The organism is Ammoniphilus sp. YIM 78166 (assembly GCF_004522215.1).
Lineage (GTDB): Bacteria > Bacillota > Bacilli > Aneurinibacillales > RAOX-1 > YIM-78166.
The window spans coordinates 839,040-859,467 of sequence record NZ_SDLR01000004.1 but is presented as its reverse complement, the minus strand read 5'-3'; the positions used below and the strand labels follow the sequence as shown (position 1 = coordinate 859,467).

Below are 20,428 nucleotides of genomic sequence, written 5' to 3'. Positions count from 1 at the left end.
TCCTAGGTTACTCTCCATCCCTTATATTTTACCGTATCTTTCCACCAGTCTCCATTCGGTTTCTGGACATCACACCACTCTTTCATTAAACTTAGGTCGAAACACTACTCCGTAACCTAATAAATAAGGACTGAAGCGAAACATGAATTTTCTAGATAAAATCGAACCCTTTATCCTTAGTGACGATCCCATTGTCCAGGAATATATCCTACATACCTTTAGAGATTACCCTGATGTCCCAGAGCAATGGACCGAAAAGCTAATTAATGAAGCGTTGCATTCCAAAGAAAAAGAAACCAACATTCTCATCAATATAGAGAATCACAACCTGAGTGAAGGAGCTGTACAAGCTCTCCTAAAAGGGTTGAAAAACGCAGACCGTAATAAAGTTCATCTTTTTGCCCAACTGCTGAATCATGTCGAGCCTGACATCGCCATGAAGCTGAAGGATGAATTGACCCCTTTGGCAAACAAGGAAGCATGGTCGTTCTATGAGTTACTCCTAAACGGTTCCGAGGAAGAGATCTGGGAAGAGTATGGGGCGACATTGGGTGAGCTTGAGGACTCCACGGATTTTGTACCCTACTTATTTACAAAAGCGAAGAAACTAGCTCGAGTATTGGCTCGTAAAGGATGGATCACCGAAGATGAACTTGACATTGTCATGAACGAGCAATTAGAGCGAGAATGGTTTTCTTATGAAGGAATCTTAAATATCTACTTCATCCAACTTCTTAAAGGTAAAAAACACATCCCAACCCTAGCCAGCCTGCTCGTAAGGGATGAAGATATTCTGCTGGAAGAAGTGTCAGATGCGCTGATCTCCTTTCAGTCGGATGAAGTCGTCCAAGCCATTTCGCCATACCTAACTAAAAAAGAATCCTTTATCTTCGCCTTCTCTATCCTTGAAAATACCAAGACTCCTTCTGCCATTGAAGTCCTGCGTGATTTACAGATTGATCAAAAGAATGAAGATCACAAGGAACTTTATATCCAGTCCATTTGTTATCAGCTCAACCCCGATCTGATTCCAGAGCTTGAAAGGACCCTTCAACAGGGCTATTCCTCCTTTCTTACGGATACGGAAAGGAATCTTTATAGTTTTTATACTATACTCGGCGAGAACCATCCTCAATTACAACGCTGGGGCCAAGTCGTGCAGGAGAAAGAGCTCCATTTCCAAAAACAGCTGCAAAAAATGAACGTCGCGGGGCCAAAAGTAGGAAGAAACGAGCCTTGCATTTGCGGAAGCGGGAAGAAGTATAAGAAGTGTTGTGGGGCTTAGTCTCGATTCGACATAATCCGAGGCGTGACAGGCACCGCTTAAATGCATATACAAATAAAAATGGTTGCGAACACTCGCAACCATTTTTCCATTATTCGACAATACCCGAGCAATTTCGGGGAGTGACAGGCACTCTTAAGAAAACCAATACACCCCATTCTCCACTTTCTGCAGCTTCACCACTTGCCCGATCAACACCTGCTCCAGCTCGGTTCTCGCGGTGACCCGTAATCCGTTTTCCAACTCCACCAGGAGAATCGGATACGGTATCTCCGAGGAGAACGCCCCAGGGGCGACGCGAATCGTGGTGTGTGAAAACACTTTGCCCTTACCCGGGATCTCGACTTCACTCAAGCTCTCTTCATGGCAGTTCGGGCATGTATATTTTGGAGGAATCGCTCGATATCCGCAAGATTGACAGGCTAATACCGTAAGGTTCATCATGATGTCTTTCCCCCTTCAAAAATATGGACAGTAGAGTACGCGCCGGTTCCGCCGAGGTTTTGTGCCAGGCCAATTCGAGCCCCCTCAACTTGATTACAAGCCGTCCCTCTCAGCTGCGAAACCACTTGATAAATCTGAGCTAAACCCGTCGCCCCAATCGGATGACCGCGAGACAGCAAGCCCCCGCTCGTATTCACAGGCACCTTTCCGCCAGGGCTGAAGCACCCCTCTTCCAACGCAACCCACCCTTGGCCTTTTTCGGCAAAGCCCAACTCTTCCACCGTAATCAACTCCGTCATGGAAAAGCAGTCATGCACCTCGACCACGTCCACATCATCCGGCCCCAACCCTGCCTGCTCGTAAGCTTGGCGAGCCGCCTCCCCAATCGCAGGAATCCGCAGCAAATCCGGGATTTCCTGCATCAAAGGTGGACCTGAAGCCTGGCCGGAAGCCAACACACGAACCCCCTCGCCACCAGCTTCCAATAGCATCGCCGCCGCCCCATCCGTCACCGGAGAGCAATCGAACAAGCCCAGCGGATCCGTAATCGCCCGCGCCGCCAGGATCTCCTCCAAGGAAGTCGGTTTCCGGAACTGAGCTAAAGGATTCTCCAGCGCATACGTCCGATTCTTCAACGCCACCCTCGCTAAATGCTCCTTCGAAGCGCCCGTCTCATGAAAATATCGGTTCGCCACCACCCCGAAGAATCCAGGGAACGTCAACCCCGCCAACCCTTCATTCGAGTCATTATCCATTGCCGTGTTGATCGCACCCGTAATCTGCTCAATCGAGCCATGGGTCATTTTTTCCACCCCGACCACCAGCACCCGCTCATACACCCCGCTGGCAATCAAGTGATACGCCTGTCGAAAAGCAATCCCACCCGAAGCACAAGCCCCCTCGACCTTTGCCGCCGGTACCGGACCCAAGCCCAGCTCATTAGCCAACATGGAACCTAGAATCTCCTGCCCCGCTAAAGAACCGCCCATAAAATTTCCCACATAAATCGCATCCACCTTCGGATAACCGGCATCCTTCAAAGCTTGGCGGGAAGCTTCTACCGCCAGCTTTTTGATGGAGCCCTCATGCTTGCCAAACCGGGTCATTCCTATCCCTTTGACCGAGACCTGCCTCATTTACGCATTCCTCCTATATTCCTCGCGAATTTCCTTGCGCAGGATCTTACCGTACGAACTCTTAGGCAGCTGAGCCACAATCCGAATCCCCTTCGGTTTCTTAAAACTAGCCAGATGCTCCCGACATAGCTCAATCAACTCCTGCTCCGTCACCGACACCCCGTGTTCCTCCCGCAACACCACATGGGCAAAAACAGCCTCGCCCCACTTGTCATCAGGAATCCCAAACACACACGTTTCCTTTATCGCCGGATGGAGATTCAGCACTTCCTCCACTTCCCGCGGATAAATGTTGGCCCCGCCGCTGATGATGACATCCTTGGCTCGATCCACCAGGTACACATAGCCCTCCGGATCCATCCACCCCAGATCGCCCGTGTGCAGCCAGCCGTCCTTCAACGTGTCGCTGGTCGCCTCCGGCTGGTTCCAATACCCCTTCATCACCAAGGACCCCCGGCAAATCACTTCACCGATCTCCCCCTGCGGCACCTCATTCCCCTCTTCATCCACAATCCTCACGTCCACAAAAGGACCAGCGGCCCCACAAGAAGCCGGACGATGCTCCAGCTGCTCGCGCGGCATCATCGTAATCGTCATCGGCGCTTCCACTTGTCCGTAGGTTTCCACCAGCTTCGGCCCGAGTAGCTCCAAGGCCAGCTTCAGCTTTTCCACCGCAATAGGCGATCCTGCCATATTGATCGTGCGCAACGAGGACAAGTCACGGTCAGCAAAACTCGGCTCGTGTATCATCAAATTCACCATCGTCGGAACCAGAAACACCGTCGAAATCTTTTCCCTTTCAATGGCTTCCAAAAATCCCTTCGGCTCAAACTGATTAAACACCACTTGCTTGTTCCCTAAGATATATGCACACTGGGACAAAAAATTGCTCCCATGGGTCAAAGGTGCCACATGCCCCATCACATCCCGCTGCGTCAGCCCGCAACCCACAATCAACGAAAGAGCACCCGCAATGAAATTCCGATGCGAAAGCATGACCCCTTTTGGCCGCCCCGTCGTCCCTGAGGTATACATGATGGCAAATAGATCATCTTCCTCAACCGGAACCATCGGATCTTCCTCTGGATGCGCAGCTACCCACTCCTCATACTCCTCACCCACCCGGATCACTTCCGGCAAAGCCTCAATCCCACCCAGCAGCTGCTCTTCCGCAATCAACAGCTTCGCTCCCGAATGCTGAAGGATATACTCATGCTCCTTTGGATGCAAACGATAATTCAACGGAACCTTAACCAGCCCCGCCATTGCAATGGCAAGATCCAGCTCAATATGCTCCGTTCGATTCGACATCAGAATGGCCACGCGATCGCCCTTGGTCAGTCCTTTGCCCAACAACGCTTGCGCCAACTTCAACGTCCGCGAACGAAGTTCGTTAAAAGTAAACGATTTCATTCCATCCGACAGCGCGGGTTGATCCGCGTACTGCCGGCAGGTTTTCATGGCTAATCGATGAATCGTCTCCACAGCTCATCACTTCCTTCTATAATTGATAACCGGAAACCCCAGCTCCGGGTCAAAAGAACGAACCGCCTGAATGCCCTTGCTTGTCTTCACCGTAAACTCCAGCGTGATCAACACCGGATTTTTTCCCTTGAGAAAATGTCCCCCACGAATCTGCCCTTGTTTGTCCACCACGAGCCCATGAAAATGAAGATCCAACCGCCCCGCCTCATCCCGGCAAAGGAACCCCGTTCCGTTCAAAATCTCCATCGGTCCTCGGAACGTGACAGGATCGCTGTAGGCCGGCTTTCCGTCCGGCCCTTCCACCCCATGGACATAATACGCCTCGTCTAAGGAACCGATGCACGTGACCTGCCCTGCATCGATTCCATGCCGCTCACACTGCTGCAGAATCCCTTCCATGAGGTCCGTCCCCTTGGTCAAAATCCCCCATAACGTCCCTGTTTCCTCATCCAAAATCGAATGGTTCTCTCTCGCCACGAATCCCGCCTCCTATACCATCTGCCAACCACCGCATACATTGAGGGACTGACCGGTAATGTAGCGCGCTTGATCAGACGCCAAAAACAACACCGCTTCCGCCACGTCCGTCGGCTGACCCAGCCGACCCATGGGAATCGGTCCAACATAATCCAGAATCGCTTCCTCTGGCGAACCGCCAAACAGATGAGCTCGCTCCTGCCCTATCCGCTGCAGCATCTCCGTATCCATCGCACCCGGGCACACCGCATTGACACGAACCCCGTGCTCTCCAAAGAAAGCCGCCATCGACCGAGTCAAGCTCAAAACCCCGCTCTTGGAAACCCCATACGGCATGGCCAACGGACGCGGCCAGCGTGCCGCCACCGAGGCAATGTTGACAATCGATCCTTGCTTCTGCTCCATCATCTTCTTCCCCACCGCCTGCGAAAGGAAAAAAGCCGCCTTCAAGTTCACCGCCAGCACCCGGTCCCAGTCTTCCTCTTCGATTTCGAAGAACGACTTCGTCTGCATAATGCCGGCATTGTTCACAAGAACATCAATCGGGCCGAGGACTGCGATCTGGGCACGTACAGCTTCGACGTCGGTAATGTCGAGGGTGAGCGTTTCTACCGACTCCGCCCCCCTACACTCCTCAGCGGTCTCCTTCAAAGCCGCCTCATCCCGGTCCACGAGCCATAGCTTCGCCCCCGCTCGAGCTCCCGCCAACGCGATGCCTCGTCCGACCCCTCGGGCAGCCCCAGTAATCATCATGGATTTTCCCGCTAGATTATCCAATGGCCAACCCTCCACACACTTTCAATACCTGTCCCGACACATAGTTAGAAGCCGGAGAAGCTAGATAAACCACCGCTTCTGCAATATCCTCAGGCTCTCCCATCCGTTGGATCGGCTGGTTATCTACCGGATAGTTCATATTCCGTGTCAACTCCGTCACGACCGACCCAGGCGCGATCGCATTACAGTAGATTCCGTATTTCCCCACTTCTTTCGCTACCCATTTGGTAAAAGCATTCACCCCACCTTTGGAAGCTGCGTAAGCCGGGCCGGAACGACCGGAATCCCCGCCTTGCACCGAGGAAACAACGCCTCCAATCATCCCAGAAATCGAGCTGATATTGATGATCTTGCCATACCCCTGCTCCTTCATATAAGGAAACACCACCGCTTGCGTGAAGAAAAAGCTGCCCTTCAGATTGGTGCTGATATCCCGATCCCAATCTTCTTCCGTCATTGCTTCTAGACTCAGTCGCGAGCACGTCCCCGCGTTGTTGACCAGGATATCAATATGGCCCCACTGCTCCGCCGTCGCTTGAACGGCTTGAACTACCTGGCCTTTGTTGCGAATATCAATCTCATAACCTAGCGTTTGCACCTCGGGAAAATCCGTTTCAATCTTCCCCCGAATGTCGTCTGCTGGCAGCAAATCCACAATGGCAACGTTTGCACCTCTTCGAGCAAGAGCATACGCGCAAGCCGCTCCAATCCCTCTGGAAGCCCCCGTTACGATCGCTACTTTTCCTTTTAAATCCTCATGACTACTTAAAGGCCACATGATAAAACCTCCTTTTGTATGTTTAATAGATAGGCCCCGCTTCATTAAGCGGAGACCTATCCGGTCATTTTCCTAATCCCACCAAGCGAGAAGCCATTAACCTAATTCCACTCCGGTTAATGCTACTTCACCCCCAACAAATCTGGCAACCAAGTCGAGAAAATTGGGAAGTAGGTTAATAGAATCAAAACCACGATCCCTGCCAAGATAAACGGCCCGACCGCGGAGGAAATCTCTTTGATCGACACCTTCGCAATCCCGCAAGCCACATAGAGATTGACCCCAACTGGAGGTGTAAACAATCCAATTGCGAGATTCACGGTCATGAATACACCAAACACCGTGGGATCAACACCCAAATGCAGCATCACCGGAAGCAAGATCGGCAGGAACAAATAGTAGGCAGAAATGGCATCAATAAAGGCACCAGCCACCAACAATAAAATATTGACCATCAACAAAATCAAAATCTTACTATCCGTAATCGACAGCAACATCGACGAGATGCTTTTGGCAATCTGCTCGGTGGTAATAATGTAAGCAAACACTGAAGCAGAGCTGACAATCAGCATGATCACCGCCGTTTGAATGCCGGAATCCCCCAAGATCTTATACATATCCTTGAGCTTGAGGTCACGATAAACCAAAAAGCCAATCGCCAACCCGTAGAACACAGCCACCACCGCTGCTTCGGTCGGCGTAAACACCCCGCCGTAGATCCCGCCCAAGATGATGACCGGAATCATCAAGCCCCAAAACGCATCGATAAACGCTTTAAAGATTTCCTTCAAGCTCGGCTTCTCGCGAACCACCGTGGCAGCCGACTCCATGGCCCCAAGCCCCTTCAACCCAGCTTTCTCCCGACGATTCATCACGTACATCGTCGCTACGATAAACGAAAGCCCCAGCATCAACCCGGGTACAATCCCCGCGATAAACAACCTTCCCACAGATACCGGAATCTGGTCCCCCGCGACGACGGCAAAGACGATAAAGGCAATACTCGGCGGTATGATAATCCCAATGGACCCGGAGCTCGCCAGCAAACCCGCTGCGGTCGCCTTCGGATAGCCATTCTTTACCAGAGCCGGAATCAAAATTGTCCCCAGTGCCGCCACCGTTGCCGGGCCGGAACCTGAGATGGCGGCAAAAAAGATTGCGGTAAACACGGTGACGAGGACGATGCCTCCTTTGCGATGGCCAATGCAGACATCAGCAAAGTGAATCAGCCTTCGCGAGATGCCCGCATACTCCATGATGACCCCCGCCAGAATAAAGAACGGAATGGCCAAAAGGGTAAATTTCGCCGTACTGGCATACATGATATCGGTGAGCAAAGAAAGAGAGGAAAATCCGTTCGTAACCACCAAAGTGATTCCCGCAGCAGCAGCCAGCGCAATGGCAATCGGCACATTCGCTAAGAGAAGGACAGCAAAAAGACCAAATAAGATCCAACCTGTCATGACACGGCCCCTCCTTCTTTCGCTAACATCTTCGCTTCTTGCCAGGTGACTTGCAAGGTTCGAACCAAACAAAACAGGCTACCCAGCGGAAGACCTAAGGAAAAGATCCATTGCGGCCAACCGAGAGCGGGTGTCATTTGGTTGAGCTGTTTTTGGAACAGCACCATATCCACGCCGTAGTAAGTCAGCGATACAAAAACAAACGAGGTAATCAACCCAATAAACAGGAGAAGCACCATCTGCATTTTGCGTCCGGCATTTTCAAATAAGAGATTAAACCCCAAATGACCTTTCCGATGAATCCCCACAGCAGCCCCCATAAACGTGACGACGACAAATAGGTTAATGGTGATTTCTTCAGTAAACGCGAGCGAGTGCGATAAAAAATAACGGGAGATTACGTTGACAAAAGCTACAATACACATAACGGCAAGGCTTAGCGCCAGGATGCTAAATTCGATTTTCTCAAGGAGCTTACTCAAGAGTCGCTCACCTTCCTCTAGATAGAATAAAAGGCAGGTATAATGGTTCTACCTGCCTTCATTTTTTTACTTCGCTTGGAATGCATCCAATAAATCTTTTGTCCAGATGGACTCGTACTGAGAGTAGATCGGCTCAACCGAATTCTTAAATGCCTCAAGCTGTTCTGCTGTCGGCTCGTAGAACTGCATGCCCTTGCTCTTCAGATCGGCGATTTGCTCGGCTTCCTTCTCACGGGCTAGCTTGATCTGAAATTCGTTCGCTTTCGCGGCTGCTTCTTGAACCACTTTTTGATCTTCTGGGTGCAAGGAATCAAACTTCTTCTTGTTCATTCCTAGAATCAGCGGGTCATAGGAATAGTTCCACATGGTGACATACTGTTGAACCTCATTCAGCTTAGAAGAATGGATGACATCGACTGGATTTTCTTGTCCATCGATCGTCTTCTGCTGAAGCGACGTAAACACCTCGGAGAACGTCATCTTGGTCGGGTCAGCGCCCATCGTTTGCCATAGATCCACATACATCTTGATTCCCGGAATCCGGATCTTTAACCCTTTAATATCCTCAGGGCCTTGGATCTCCCTTACACTATTAGTGACTTGACGGAACCCGTTTTGACCAAAGCCCAGCGGCTCCACGCCCTTTTCGCGAAGAAGGTTCTTAATCGCTTCTCCCCCGGCTCCGTTCATCGCTTTATCCACTTCTTCTAGATCCTTGAATAGGAAAGGAGCACTCACGACGCCCAATCTCTCATCTACAATAGAGTAAATAATGGTGGAGTGATAAGAAAGGTCGGTATTCCCCTTGATCACAAGCTCAACGCCTTTACCCGAGTCGCCTCCGGATAACTGTTCATTTGGGAATAAGGATACGGTAATGCGCCCATCGGTATTTTTGCTAACTTCATCGGCAAAAAGCTGTCCAGCTTGGTACCACGTGGACGTGTCTCCCACCGTGATGGACATTTTCAAATTATGCTTGTCTGTCGGCTTATCAGCCGCCTGCTCAGCTGGGGCGGAACTCCCTTGAGTCGCTGGAGCGGAATTGTTCGAGGAGGAACATCCTACGAGGGTTAAGGAAAGAGATAAGGCCAAAGACATAAACACTTTACTATACTTTTTCATCATGATCCCCACTTTCTTTTTCTATTAAATCCTCTTGATCACTCAAGAGGTTGATGCCTCTGATAAAGCAGCTCCCATCCGGCTCGAAATCTGGGCAGCCATGCGGCGAACGGTCGGTGACAGTTCCACCAATCTCTCTTCTGTCAAACGGAGGGAAACCCCAGCCACACAAATGGCCGCGATAACACGACCTGTCAAATCAAAAATCGGCGCCGCGATCCCGCGAAGCCCCACTTCATATTCCTCATCATCGGTGGCGTACCCTTGCAGCCGGACTTGTTCTAATTCCTCCAAAAGGGCTTCCTTCGACTGAATCGTACGGCTGGTGATGGGTTGAAACTTCAGTTGATTCAGATAATTAAAAAGCTGCTGCTCCGACAAATGGGCAAGATAAACCTTCCCTGAGGCCACACAATAGCACGGTGCACGCTTCCCCGCTTCCAGTACGATCCGAACCGCATGAGGGCTCTGCACCTTGTCCAAATAAAACACTTCATGCTGACTGAATCCAGCCAACAGCGTACACTCCCCAATCTCCTGCGAAAGCTCCACGAGATACGGCTTCGATACTTGCGTCAGCTCGAGATGGCTTAGAGCGCCCAAGCCCAGTTGAATAAACTTCTGCGACAGGTGATATTCATTCGTTGGGGATTGTGTAATATAATCCTGCTTCTCTAACGTATAAAGAAACCGATGCAGGGTGCTCTTGTTCATCCCTAATCGTTCAGTGAGGGACTTGGCCGTGGCCGGCTTTTCCGAAAGAGCTTCGAGGATTTCAAAAGATTTCACTACACTCTTGATCGTATAATCCATGTAAAGTCCCCTTAGTTTCACTATGGTAAACCGCGGTTTTACAAGAAGATCATACCATAGCCCTATTTAACCTGTCTACTCTGAATTGTCAAATTATCTGAAAGATTTGTTGCCAAACTTTTTTTAGAAAGCTGCAACGCAACATAAGCCCCCACCGACAAATTCACCACCATATTCGCCACTGCAGGCACCGCCGCCGCCGCACTGATATGATCGAGAGCCAGCAACGCAGCCAGAGCCGTATTGCAAATCCCGGTTTCAAACAAGATCGCCCGGCACTCCTCTTCTTTCAGTCCAAACCATTGGGCCAGCTTATACCCCAACCACATGGGCGCTGTTACTTGAATCACCACGGCTACACCCAATACAGGCAGCAAGTGAATATTTTCCGCCAGCATCGCCTGCGAATTCGAGACCACCGCGAGAACAATCGTAAACAAGCAAAGAGCCGACAAAACCGGCATCCAAGGGCGCACCCGTTCTACATGCTGACCCCACTTCCACTGAATCAACAATCCCAAGCAGATCGGAAGAAACACGATCAAGACCATCCTTGCGAAAAGCGGCCAAAACTGCACATCCACAAACGTCCCAGCGGAAACCTTCACGATAAGCGGGGTCAAAAAGGGGCCAATAAACGTGTCAATGGCCGACATCGCAATACTCAGCGCCGCCGCTCCATTGGCCATAAACGTATACAAATTCGCCGACGTCCCGCTCGGAACTGCCCCTGCCAAAATCACTCCGGTCGCCATCTCCGGCACATCCCGAAACGCCACATAAGCAATCAGGATGGAAATCCCTAACGTCACCGTCCACTTTAATAGAATTCCGATAAACATCGCCCTTGGATTACGGATGACTTGCCAGATGCTCTCCGTTTTCAAAGAAAGACCCATAAAAAACAACACCAGCCCCAGCGCCGGCCCTGTCCAGCCATGCAGATCCTGGAACCAAGCGGGCTTCCAAAACGCCACCACCGAACAGACCACGATCCATAGGGGCATGAATTTCGTTATCAACCTTACCAACCTTCCACCTCCCCCTCCTTCACCATTTGCTGGATATTGTATCACTAAAGCGTGGGGGATGGTATCCCTTCCTTTTCACAAACCCGAAGAAGCTCCAACAATAGAATATATGAACATTTTTCGAAAGATATTGAGTAGGATTAACTACCTATTGTATAATAAAGGAAATAGGAGTTAGGTACTAGGAAGGAAGTTGAACATGGGAATTCAAGTAGTAGATGAGCAGGCAGTCTTGGACTCCCTCCAACTCGAAATCCAGCTATTACAAGAGAAAATGTACGAGGCCGTTTCGCGATTAGGTTCCTTTACCCATCCTCAGGTCGTCAGCATCAGTGTAGATATAGATAAAAGAGTACTAGCATTCCAGCGAATACTGGCTCAACGATAAACTAGTGAATCCTCTACTTGTATGTAGAGGATTTTTTCAATCCTATCTGGTTGCTAGCTTCCGCATCCAGCGAAGCTTAAACCGCTTGCGGTCATGATGCTTTTTCCATTCCTTTGGATCTGCTAGAGCATCCATCATATGTCCAATCTCGAATGTTGTTTTATTTAATTGCTTTGTCAAAGCTACACATAGAATTCTTCCCGGTACACTTGCCCCGACAAGTGCAAGGTCCCACCGGTCTTTCGCATTTTTGAGCTGATTAAAAGTTTGAGTTAAATGGTAATAGTCAGGGAGATCCACTGCCCCGGCTACAGGGAGGTTCCTTTTTCGCAACTGCTGGGCTGCTGCACTAGCCGAACGCCCCACGAGTACGACCCGATGGCTACGAATCAGGCGGTGAATATAACCATGATCATACATTAGATCATTAATAAAAGAGTCGGTAATCAACCGTGGAGTCCAGCCTCTTATCTTCATATAGTCCTGAAGCTGCATCGCCCGCTTAGGAAAATAGGTCACCCCCACCACATCTGCCTGCCTCACCGACCAGTCAAGCTCATGAAGCAGCCTCAGCGTAGGCGGATAGGGAATACCTAAAAAGGGCGAAGCCTCTCGTAAACTAGCTAGATCTCTTTGTGATAACAGCTTTGCCATGACGTCCCCTAAACGAATGACAGAGATCGCTTTTTTCTTTTCGATGGAGGATCGAATCAACCGAAACACTTGATGCGGACGAAGCAGGTCACGCTTATACAGCTTTTTCATCAGAACAGCACGTTTTTTGGTTTCAAGGATCACCGTATTCACCACCTTAAGGATAATACATAGTACTATACTAGCTTTTTCTAGTCAGAGGGTGACCCCAAATAAATTAAGAAATTATATAATTGACAATTTTGTGAACAGCTTGTATAGTAGGACTAACAGCACCCCCGGAGGACTGTTAGGGATGAGATCATCAACATTAAATCTAGGCCTGCTCAAGCAAGAACTCATGAAGGATTACCAAGAGATTAATCAACAGCTTTTTGGCAATGGGACGAAGCATCAGCGCGTAGACATTCTTGGAGACAAGATTATGTTTATTGCCGCTCACCGGCGGGCGCCTGCGATTCGAGCCCTTGACGGCAAGAAGCGCGAAGCCACCCGGATGATGGATATCCTGCTGATTGATGAATTCAAGGAACACTTCAAGCAGAAGTTAGAGAGCAAATATCCTTTTAAGGTGGTCACCATCCTCAAGGATTACGACCCGTTTGTGGAGATATCCGCAACAGTGGTTGTATTAGATCGGATGCTGGAGACCAGCCTGTAGCTATTAAGTACTGAATGGACGAATGAACTCCCTATGAGGAGCGCAGGAACGCCGTCAGTTAAGTTAAACGTACCGCCCAAGTATGCTTGAGCGGAGGCGTTTTCTTACTGACGGCTTTTTTCATTATCTAAGAAAGGAGAAACATCATGACAACTTTACAAAACGTCGTAGAAGAACTGAATCATTTAACAGGAGGAAGAGTCCTGCTCCATCGGGAGCAATCGAAGCCTCAGCATCCCTTTGTTATTTTGAAGAGCTCTGGCATCGTCGGGAAGGAAGTGCTGGAAACCCCCGGGCTCGTCTACGGCGATCCGAAGCGACCAGTCAAAAAGCTCGCGGTGGCCATGACCTTATCGGAGCAAGACATTGAGCTAGCTGCTGCTACAGGGGTGGATGCGATTGTCGCTCACCATCCGATTGCAGATGGTGCCAGCTCAGGAGGAGTAACACTGCGCAACTATCTGGACTTGTACAACATTGCCGTTCTTGAACTGCATGAGGCCTTTCACGGTTTACACCCGGGAATCCCGTTTCTTCACGGTCATCGTGTACATCATGCGGATATCCACTTTGGGGGAAAAGAAGGCAACGTCCTCTACGCGGGGCGCACCCTACCCGAGATCGACGTGTTAGGGGATATCTTGGATCGACTGGATTCCTTTATGGGACTGGAAAAAGACGAAATGCTCCTAAAAACCGAGCAAGCTCTTCGGGATTCCTCTTCCCTCATTGAAACTTCTCAGGTCACCAAAGGACGCATTGTCCTAGGGGCTAAGGACAGTCCTACAGAGCATATTTTGCATATTTTCCCGCATACAGGGTTTACCCCTGAAGACTTGCGCCAAGCCAAAAAGCAGTTTCCAGCGTCCGATACGGTTCTGGCCTCCATCAGCCGCGTGCCAAACCATCATGCCTTAGTCCAGGAAGCGCGCAAGCTGGAACTGAACTTTATCATTGGAAACTGCCATGTCCTCGAAATCTTTGAAAACGGCTTACCCTTGGCTTATGCCTTAGATTATTTACTACCTGAGGTGGAGGTGGTGGTGTTTCGAGAGAAAGTCGTATCCTTCCCTCTCCGGCAGATGGGCTCTCCCCTGCTGAAAGAGTATGCACAACAGATGGCCATGCAGCATTTAGTCAAAAAGGTAAACGTTTAACACTATATTCCTTAAAGGGGGCTGTCCACTTATGGCACAAATTCCAGGCAAAATTCAACCCATGTACGATCTACCCCAACAGCAGGCGGAACCGCAGAAAAATAGGATGGCCACCGTCGGGCTTGTTCTTGTTGGAGCTCTTTTACTCCTCCTCATGTTTAAACCGGAGTGGATCGGAGGAGCCTTTACGGCTATGCTGGAAAAAGTCCAGCCCATGGTTGTCAATGTATTCCTAACCGGATCGGTCGGCGTCGCAATCATCCTTAGTGTCATGACCGGTCGGATGCTCGAGCGCCTGGGCTTTACCGATGCCTTGATGCGCCTGTTTGTCCCGATCACAAGTAAGCTAGGAGTAAATTCCTCCGTCGTCATCCCAGGAATCTATAATATCCTAGGCGATATCAATGCCGCCGGCCGGATCGGCGGTCCCATCCTTCAGCGAGCCCAAGCGACCAAAGACGAACAAAAAATTGCGATCGCGACCATGGTGCAGTCCCAACAGTCGTTCTCCTGTTTTATGCTTGGATTAATTGTCCTTTCTACTGCAGGAATCCACGCGTTCCCTTTAGTTATATTGACCATTTTTGCTCCCTTGGTCGTCGTCCCCTTTGTCTTAAGCAAAACCATCTGGCGGGATACTCGTTCGGTTTCACTTAAAGAAATGCCTTCTTTTACCCCGCGGACCCCTTTTTTCACTACTCTTTTCAACGGGGCCAAAGAAGGGGCGGAACTCCTGTTCCTCCTTGTCATACCAGCCATTGCAGTCATCTTTGGCATCATTGGCTTACTTGATTACATTGGCATTTGGAAGTCGATCGAGACCAGTATGTCTTTCGTGCTCGCTTGGATTGGCGTCGATCCCCAAACCGGAATCACCGCCATCATGGCCTCCCCTACCTTGGCTATGGCCCAGCTCAAAGACATCGCGGCCTCCATCGATCCACGGCTGGTCGTCGGCGCCTTTGTCCTAGCAGCTTCAGGACTCCCTCTTTCTGATATTTTTGGACAAATTCCAGCCATCTGGTCCACAAACTCAGACCTGAGCGCCAAGGAAGCTCTAACCGCTGCTTGCCTAGGCATGGTCATGAGATTAGTGACCGTTGCCATCATCGCTTATGGACTAACGCCCTTTATTATTAAATAATGAACAACGAAAAAGCTGTTCCTCAAGGGAACAGCCTTTTGTTGTGAACCTGGGTAAGTGGAGTTTCGACCATTATTTCCAATATGCAGGACGATCTCCCCATAAATAGATGGACATTCTCCATCTACAGCCGTGAAACACCCTAAAAACTGACTGTTCCTCGGATTTAATTAACGATTCTCCATCTACTGCCGCATGATTAGGGCTGAGCGAACTAAGTAAGTGGAGAATTTCCACTTAACCCCCCCTACCTCACTCCACCCTAAAAACATTCTCCAATTCAATCCTCATCTCTTCCAAAATACCGACCGGTAGAATATCATCCTTAAAATAAACCCCACTTGGCTTAAAGCTGCCCCCATCCCCTAGATAAACCTCAACGGAATGGTTATAAGGATCCACGATCCAATACTCCCTGACCCCTGCTTTTTCGTAGCTCTTAAATTTGATCAGCCTGTCATTCTTCGCTGTCGAAGGAGACAGCACCTCAACCACTAAATCAGGCGCTCCCACAATATTCTTCTGCCCGATCTTATCCTTATCGCAAACCACCACTAAATCAGGTTGGACCCAGTCTATAATATCCTCATTCCGTGTTGTCCGATCAGCAAACAAGCAAACCTCGATAGGGGCCGCGAATACCCTGCATTCTTTGCCCCTCAAGTACATCGTAAATTCAGCCGTTAGTTCAACAGCTATCGCCTGGTGCTGAGGCGTAGGGGAAGGAGACATGCTGATAATATCCCCATCAATCACTTCACATCTGTCGGTTTCGTCCCAAGTCAAATAATGAGCATAAGAGTATTTGCGCTGACCAGCAGGCATTCCCAATTTGAGCACCTCAACCTTCTATAGATCTCAGTATTTTCCATTATTATACCATATCCGCGAACCTCACTACTCCCCCCACACCACTCCCCGTTCCCGGAAAAACCGCTCCGCTCCTGGGTGGTAGGGTACGGGCAGATTGGCCCATGCACGCTCTAACTGAATATCCTTCGCTGCTTCATGATAGTCGGATAACTCCTCCAAGTTCTCAAAAAGCACTCTCGTTAAGTCATACACCTTTTCCTCAGGCAGATCCTGCCTCACCAGCATCATGTTTTGGATCGACACCGTGGGGATGGCTGCCTCGTTATGATACATTCCTGCTGGGATTTCCGAAGGCCTAAAAAAAGGATACCCTTCCGCTAACCGCTCTGCTTCCTCCATCGGGATAGGGATCATTCGCACGCCATGGCCATTAGCGGGGAGCATCTCTAACACGGTAGGATTGGGCAAACCAGACGTTACAAACGCGGCATCAATTGTCCGCTGCCGCAGTTGTTCCATTGCTTCCGCATAGGACAAGTAATGGGGCTCAAAATCCTCATACTGAATGCCATACGCATTCAACAACGACCTAGAGTTCGCCTCTACACCGCTATTTGGCGCACCGACTCCCACCTTTTTCCCACGCAAATCCTCCACCCGATGAATTGGGCTTCCCTGCAGTGTAACGATCTGCACATGATTCGAATACAAGGCAGCCATCGCTCGCAAATCCGTAGACGGTCCCCCTAGATAAAAAGAAGCCGTATCCGCCATCGCCAACGCCATCTCCACTTTGCCCGCTCGAAGCAGTTCTAAGTTTTCTACCGTGCCATCGGTCGATTGAACCGAAGTGGCCACCCCACCCGCCAAATCTCTCTCATAAATCTTCATCAGCCCCGTGCCAATCGAATAATAGGGTCCTTGAGGACTGCCTGTGGCAATCGAGATCCCATCCGGTACGCTGGGTGGAGGAACCAACCGCGCCCCGCCTCCCCATCCACAAGAGGAGAGCAGCAAACAAAGCAACACACACCACACCACTCGCATCCGCTACTCCTCCTCCTCTCCTTCACGGTACTTTTTCAGCTTATCTCGTAGACCTCGCTCACTGATTTGAAGCTGATCGGCCGTTCGCTTACGCTGCCCTCCGCACTCGTCCAAGGTATGCAGGATATAGCGTTTTTCCACTTCCGCCATGGGCAGACCGGAAGGGAGAAACAGTCCATCCACCGAAGGTCCACCCTCTTGCTCTTTCGCACGATCCCCCATCATCCCCGCGGGCAGATCGCGAACCTCCAGCACCTCACCTTCGGACATCGCTACGGCATACTCCATGATGTTGGAGAGCTCTCGAACATTGCCAGGAAACGAGTAGGAGTACAGCCGTTCCTTCGCCTGATGACTCAGGGTTAAGCTCCGTCGTCCCATCCGCAAGGCATATACCTCAAGGAAATGCCGAACGAGCAACGGAATATCCTCTGGTCGATCCCGGAGGGCAGGCAAGGTGACAGGGATGACGTTCAAGCGGTAATACAAGTCTTCTCGGAAGTTTCCTTTTCGTACTTCTTCTTGCAGATCCCGATGGGTCGCCGAAAGTATTCGCACATCCACTTCTTTTCGTTGCACGGACCCGAGCGGGGTAATTTCCCGTTCCTGGATCACGCGAAGGATCTTCGCTTGCAACGGAAAAGGCATTTCTCCAATCTCATCGAGGAAAATCGTCCCTTGGTGGGATTGCTCGAACAGCCCTGCTTTACGCATGGTAGCACCAGTGAAGGCTCCTTTTTCGTAGCCAAACAACTCACTTTCCAACAAGCTCTCCGGGATCGCGGCACAGTTGATGACGGAAAAAGGCGCTGACCTCCGAGCTCCCTCCTGATGGATGGCCCTCGCCACCAACTCCTTGCCCGTTCCACTTTCCCCCATGATCAACACGTTGGAATCAATATCCTTGACTTTGCGAATCAAGTCAAACACCTGCTCCATCCGAGGGCTTTGGCCAATGATCCCGGCATAGCCCACCTGGGGGTGGACAACCGAATGGAGGCGCTTGAACTGAAGACCTTTCTCGAGAAGCAGCTTGATCTCCTCGAGATTCAGCGGCTTGGTCGCATAGTGATAGGCGCCCTCTTTCATGGCGCGGATTGAGGTGTCGATGCTGCCGTAGGCAGTCATCATGATCACCACCACTTCCGAGGATATCGCCTTCAGCTGGGGAAGACAGTCCAACCCGCTGTCTTTTCCGATGCGGAGATCGAGCAAGACCGCGTCCATTCGGTGTTCTTGCATGAGCGCGAGTCCGGTCGCTACGTCCGTCGCCGTCCACACGTCATATTCATCCTCTAAGGCAAACCGGATCGAAGAGCAAATCGCCTGCTCATCATCGATTACGAGTAACTTCATCATAGGGTGTTCTCTCCTTTCGGAAAAGACAGCAGCATCTTCGTGCCCGCATGCTCTTGAGATTCCACGGTGATTTCGCCGCCGTGCTCTAGCAAAATATTATAGCTGATATACAGTCCTAGCCCCACGCCGTTTCCTTTGGTCGTATAAAAGGGCTGAAACAGATTTTCCATCTCCCGCTTGGTCATCCCTTTTCCCGTGTCGGTCAGCTCCAGATAGCACATCTTATCATCTTCCCGGGTCTCGATGCGAATTCGCTTCTCAGCAGCATCGGTCACCGCATCCACGGCATTGGCGATCAGGTTAATCAATACCTGCCGCACACGCTGACGGTCTCCATACACACGAGGACTACCCTCCAAGGCCAATTCGAACTGAATGTGTTCTTGGGCAAAACGGATTTCAAACGAACGCACGATGGAGTAAAGCAAGTCTTCCCACTCGATCCATTCCTTAACCGGCTCTTTTCTGCGCGTGTAATCCAACAGATCCTCGACCAAGTTATTGACCCGATTCATTTCCGCGGGAACGTGACGGAGCAGCTCCTCCCGGTAACGAGGATCGTCCACCTTTTTGGGCAACACATCCAAAAACATCTTCATTGAGGTCAAAGGGTTCCGCAGTTCGTGGGCGATGCCCGCCACCAGCTGTCCTAAGGCACGCAGCTTTTCTTGGACGCGCAGCTTTTCCTGCAGCTGAAGCTGTTCCGTCCGATCCTGCAAGCTGATAATCCAACCTCCTGAAGGAAGCGCCGCAATGTAATAGTAAATGTACTGGCTCCCAGACGACTGCATCCAAGTCACTTCTCCGCTTTCGCCTTGACCCGGCTTCGTATGGTCGAGCTTCTCCCAAATTTCCTGCCATCCGGAGCGATCCTCGTTCACCCCCAGAATCTCGTGGGCCCGCCGGTTCATCAAGGTGATTCGTTTCTCACTGTCACAGGAGATAATCCCATTGTCGATCCGCTCCAACACCTCTTGCTGAAAAGCCAACGAATGACTGAGCTCATTCGTACGCTTGTCCACTTCTTGTTTGAGCCGTTTGTTCCAGAAGAAGCTGAGAAACGCCGCCAGCAAGGCTGACAAGAGCCCCCCTCCCAACAGCCACGCCATGCGCTGCCACCAAAGGGTCTGGGAGTCGAACGGATCAAACCATTTGCGATAAATCGTCGCATACTCTCCGGATCGCTTAAACTGCTGAATTTGCTCATTGATCTGATCGAGCAGCTCCTTATTTCCGGCTTTGACAGCAAAAGAATATTCCGCAGGCTGGATAAAGCTAATCCGGATATCGTACTGGTCGGCAACTCCCATATGTTCGAGCACGGTTTGGGCGGTCCATCGGTTGCCGATAAACGCCTCCGCACGATCCTGCATAAGCAGGTGCAAGGCATGCGGTTGGGTCGTGGCCGCGTTCAGCTTGACTTTGCGAACATTGTCCAGCATGTCCACGGTGGCGGTTCCCCGCTGAACCGCGACGACTTTTCCTTTGAGATCGGTAAGATCATAGATGGCGTCATTCGCCTTAGGGACAATCAGGGCCTCGGACATGGTGAAGATGGAATCGGAAAAACTCAACACGGGCTCGTAGGAGCCTCGATATTTCATCCCAATCACCACATCGACCCGGCCGCTTTCGAGTTGGGAGACAAACTCATCCGCCGGAAGCGGGATAAAGTTGAGCAGCCACCCCGACGCTTGAGCCATTTTGCGAATCAGCTCTACGCTATATCCATCGGGGATTCCTTCCTTGGTAAAAGAAAAAGGAGGAAGGTTCGGGTCATACCCCACCTTCAAACTATTGCCCTCCAAGGTCGCTCCCGTTTCACTCATCATGAGGAAGAACAAACAAAGAAGCAGCACCCATTTTTTCATGTCTTCCTCCTTGAATCGCCAAAAGGGAATACGCGCGC

General features: G+C 50.5%; 21 protein-coding genes. 5 read left to right on the top strand and 16 right to left on the bottom strand.

The annotated features are described in order from the left end of the window. Positions 1 to 142: 142 nt before the first annotated feature. Complete coding sequence (locus EIZ58_RS20760) at positions 143 to 1,285, top strand: YecA family protein (protein WP_134702759.1); 1,143 nt, start codon at positions 143 to 145, stop codon at positions 1,283 to 1,285. Between the two features lie 135 nt (positions 1,286 to 1,420). Here the strand turns inward: EIZ58_RS20760 and EIZ58_RS20755 are convergent, their stop codons facing one another. The 11 genes from EIZ58_RS20755 to EIZ58_RS20705 all read right to left on the bottom strand — a co-directional run bounded on the left by EIZ58_RS20755 (position 1,421) and on the right by EIZ58_RS20705 (position 11,296). Further along, the gene (locus EIZ58_RS20755) at positions 1,421 to 1,729 is read right to left on the bottom strand and encodes a Zn-ribbon domain-containing OB-fold protein (RefSeq protein WP_134702758.1); all 309 of its coding nucleotides are present in this window, start codon (positions 1,727 to 1,729) and stop codon (positions 1,421 to 1,423) included. After that, positions 1,726 to 2,865 carry a thiolase C-terminal domain-containing protein gene (locus EIZ58_RS20750; RefSeq protein WP_134702757.1) on the bottom strand — a complete coding sequence of 380 codons (1,140 nt, stop codon included), beginning with the start codon at positions 2,863 to 2,865 and terminating at the stop codon, positions 1,726 to 1,728. The genes EIZ58_RS20755 and EIZ58_RS20750 overlap by 4 nt, the downstream gene beginning before the upstream one ends. Further along, a complete protein-coding gene (locus EIZ58_RS20745) occupies positions 2,866 to 4,350 on the bottom strand; it encodes a class I adenylate-forming enzyme family protein (RefSeq protein WP_134702756.1) in 1,485 nt (494 codons plus the stop codon). Between the two features lie 6 nt (positions 4,351 to 4,356). Then, positions 4,357 to 4,827, bottom strand: a complete 471-nt coding sequence (locus tag EIZ58_RS20740; RefSeq protein WP_134702755.1) for a PPC domain-containing DNA-binding protein — start codon at positions 4,825 to 4,827, stop codon at positions 4,357 to 4,359. A 12-nt stretch (positions 4,828 to 4,839) separates the two neighbouring features. Continuing rightward, positions 4,840 to 5,619: an SDR family NAD(P)-dependent oxidoreductase gene (locus EIZ58_RS20735; RefSeq protein WP_134702754.1), complete on the bottom strand. Its 780-nt coding sequence runs from the start codon at positions 5,617 to 5,619 to the stop codon at positions 4,840 to 4,842. After that, positions 5,597 to 6,382: an SDR family NAD(P)-dependent oxidoreductase gene (locus EIZ58_RS20730; RefSeq protein ID WP_134702753.1), complete on the bottom strand. Its 786-nt coding sequence runs from the start codon at positions 6,380 to 6,382 to the stop codon at positions 5,597 to 5,599. The genes EIZ58_RS20735 and EIZ58_RS20730 overlap by 23 nt, the downstream gene beginning before the upstream one ends. A gap of 122 nt (positions 6,383 to 6,504) precedes the next feature. Next, positions 6,505 to 7,845, bottom strand: a complete 1,341-nt coding sequence (locus tag EIZ58_RS20725; protein ID WP_134702752.1) for a TRAP transporter large permease — start codon at positions 7,843 to 7,845, stop codon at positions 6,505 to 6,507. Then, a complete protein-coding gene (locus tag EIZ58_RS20720; RefSeq protein ID WP_240689252.1) occupies positions 7,842 to 8,327 on the bottom strand; it encodes a TRAP transporter small permease in 486 nt (161 codons plus the stop codon). Before EIZ58_RS20720 ends, EIZ58_RS20725 begins: the two co-directional genes overlap by 4 nt. Positions 8,328 to 8,393: 66 nt before the next feature. Next, positions 8,394 to 9,452: a DctP family TRAP transporter solute-binding subunit gene (locus tag EIZ58_RS20715; RefSeq protein ID WP_240689250.1), complete on the bottom strand. Its 1,059-nt coding sequence runs from the start codon at positions 9,450 to 9,452 to the stop codon at positions 8,394 to 8,396. Positions 9,453 to 9,494: 42 nt separating this feature from the next. Next, complete coding sequence (locus EIZ58_RS20710; RefSeq protein ID WP_134702751.1) at positions 9,495 to 10,265, bottom strand: IclR family transcriptional regulator; 771 nt, start codon at positions 10,263 to 10,265, stop codon at positions 9,495 to 9,497. Positions 10,266 to 10,327: 62 nt separating this feature from the next. Then, complete coding sequence (locus EIZ58_RS20705) at positions 10,328 to 11,296, bottom strand: bile acid:sodium symporter family protein (protein WP_240689248.1); 969 nt, start codon at positions 11,294 to 11,296, stop codon at positions 10,328 to 10,330. A gap of 199 nt (positions 11,297 to 11,495) precedes the next feature. Here EIZ58_RS20705 and EIZ58_RS20700 point away from each other — a divergent pair, with 199 nt between their 5' ends. Next, positions 11,496 to 11,684: a Spo0E family sporulation regulatory protein-aspartic acid phosphatase gene (locus EIZ58_RS20700; RefSeq protein ID WP_134702750.1), complete on the top strand. Its 189-nt coding sequence runs from the start codon at positions 11,496 to 11,498 to the stop codon at positions 11,682 to 11,684. Between the two features lie 42 nt (positions 11,685 to 11,726). Here the strand turns inward: EIZ58_RS20700 and EIZ58_RS20695 are convergent, their stop codons facing one another. Then, the gene (locus EIZ58_RS20695) at positions 11,727 to 12,482 is read right to left on the bottom strand and encodes a GT-D fold domain-containing protein (RefSeq protein ID WP_134702749.1); all 756 of its coding nucleotides are present in this window, start codon (positions 12,480 to 12,482) and stop codon (positions 11,727 to 11,729) included. A 151-nt stretch (positions 12,483 to 12,633) separates the two neighbouring features. Here EIZ58_RS20695 and EIZ58_RS20690 point away from each other — a divergent pair, with 151 nt between their 5' ends. The 3 genes from EIZ58_RS20690 to EIZ58_RS20680 all read left to right on the top strand — a co-directional run bounded on the left by EIZ58_RS20690 (position 12,634) and on the right by EIZ58_RS20680 (position 15,300). After that, on the top strand, positions 12,634 to 12,999 hold the full coding sequence (locus tag EIZ58_RS20690; RefSeq protein ID WP_134702748.1) for a Na-translocating system protein MpsC family protein: 366 nt from the start codon (positions 12,634 to 12,636) through the stop codon (positions 12,997 to 12,999). A 146-nt stretch (positions 13,000 to 13,145) separates the two neighbouring features. Next, positions 13,146 to 14,156, top strand: a complete 1,011-nt coding sequence (locus EIZ58_RS20685; protein ID WP_134702747.1) for a Nif3-like dinuclear metal center hexameric protein — start codon at positions 13,146 to 13,148, stop codon at positions 14,154 to 14,156. A gap of 31 nt (positions 14,157 to 14,187) precedes the next feature. Further along, entirely contained in the window at positions 14,188 to 15,300 is a 1,113-nt protein-coding gene (locus tag EIZ58_RS20680) for a hypothetical protein (protein ID WP_240689246.1), read from the top strand. A 252-nt stretch (positions 15,301 to 15,552) separates the two neighbouring features. Here the strand turns inward: EIZ58_RS20680 and EIZ58_RS20675 are convergent, their stop codons facing one another. The 4 genes from EIZ58_RS20675 to EIZ58_RS20660 form a co-directional block, all read right to left on the bottom strand. Next, on the bottom strand, positions 15,553 to 16,131 hold the full coding sequence (locus tag EIZ58_RS20675; protein WP_240689281.1) for a Uma2 family endonuclease: 579 nt from the start codon (positions 16,129 to 16,131) through the stop codon (positions 15,553 to 15,555). 66 nt (positions 16,132 to 16,197) lie between these two features. Then, on the bottom strand, positions 16,198 to 17,160 hold the full coding sequence (locus EIZ58_RS20670; protein WP_134702746.1) for a TAXI family TRAP transporter solute-binding subunit: 963 nt from the start codon (positions 17,158 to 17,160) through the stop codon (positions 16,198 to 16,200). Positions 17,161 to 17,163: 3 nt separating this feature from the next. After that, the gene (locus EIZ58_RS20665) at positions 17,164 to 18,519 is read right to left on the bottom strand and encodes a sigma-54-dependent transcriptional regulator (protein WP_240689244.1); all 1,356 of its coding nucleotides are present in this window, start codon (positions 18,517 to 18,519) and stop codon (positions 17,164 to 17,166) included. Next, positions 18,516 to 20,390, bottom strand: a complete 1,875-nt coding sequence (locus EIZ58_RS20660) for a transporter substrate-binding domain-containing protein (protein ID WP_134702745.1) — start codon at positions 20,388 to 20,390, stop codon at positions 18,516 to 18,518. Before EIZ58_RS20660 ends, EIZ58_RS20665 begins: the two co-directional genes overlap by 4 nt. Positions 20,391 to 20,428: the final 38 nt, after the last annotated feature.

Coding starts and splice junctions, on each gene's coding strand:
- EIZ58_RS20760 (WP_134702759.1), top strand. CDS start 143: ATGAATTTTCTAGATAAAATCGAACCCTTTATCCTTAGTGACGATCCC.
- EIZ58_RS20755 (WP_134702758.1), bottom strand. CDS start 1,729: ATGATGAACCTTACGGTATTAGCCTGTCAATCTTGCGGATATCGAGCG.
- EIZ58_RS20750 (WP_134702757.1), bottom strand. CDS start 2,865: ATGAGGCAGGTCTCGGTCAAAGGGATAGGAATGACCCGGTTTGGCAAG.
- EIZ58_RS20730 (WP_134702753.1), bottom strand. CDS start 6,382: ATGTGGCCTTTAAGTAGTCATGAGGATTTAAAAGGAAAAGTAGCGATC.
- EIZ58_RS20725 (WP_134702752.1), bottom strand. CDS start 7,845: ATGACAGGTTGGATCTTATTTGGTCTTTTTGCTGTCCTTCTCTTAGCG.
- EIZ58_RS20715 (WP_240689250.1), bottom strand. CDS start 9,452: ATGAAAAAGTATAGTAAAGTGTTTATGTCTTTGGCCTTATCTCTTTCC.
- EIZ58_RS20710 (WP_134702751.1), bottom strand. CDS start 10,265: ATGGATTATACGATCAAGAGTGTAGTGAAATCTTTTGAAATCCTCGAA.
- EIZ58_RS20700 (WP_134702750.1), top strand. CDS start 11,496: ATGGGAATTCAAGTAGTAGATGAGCAGGCAGTCTTGGACTCCCTCCAA.
- EIZ58_RS20690 (WP_134702748.1), top strand. CDS start 12,634: ATGAGATCATCAACATTAAATCTAGGCCTGCTCAAGCAAGAACTCATG.
- EIZ58_RS20685 (WP_134702747.1), top strand. CDS start 13,146: ATGACAACTTTACAAAACGTCGTAGAAGAACTGAATCATTTAACAGGA.
- EIZ58_RS20680 (WP_240689246.1), top strand. CDS start 14,188: ATGGCACAAATTCCAGGCAAAATTCAACCCATGTACGATCTACCCCAA.
- EIZ58_RS20670 (WP_134702746.1), bottom strand. CDS start 17,160: ATGCGAGTGGTGTGGTGTGTGTTGCTTTGTTTGCTGCTCTCCTCTTGT.
- EIZ58_RS20665 (WP_240689244.1), bottom strand. CDS start 18,519: ATGATGAAGTTACTCGTAATCGATGATGAGCAGGCGATTTGCTCTTCG.
- EIZ58_RS20660 (WP_134702745.1), bottom strand. CDS start 20,390: ATGAAAAAATGGGTGCTGCTTCTTTGTTTGTTCTTCCTCATGATGAGT.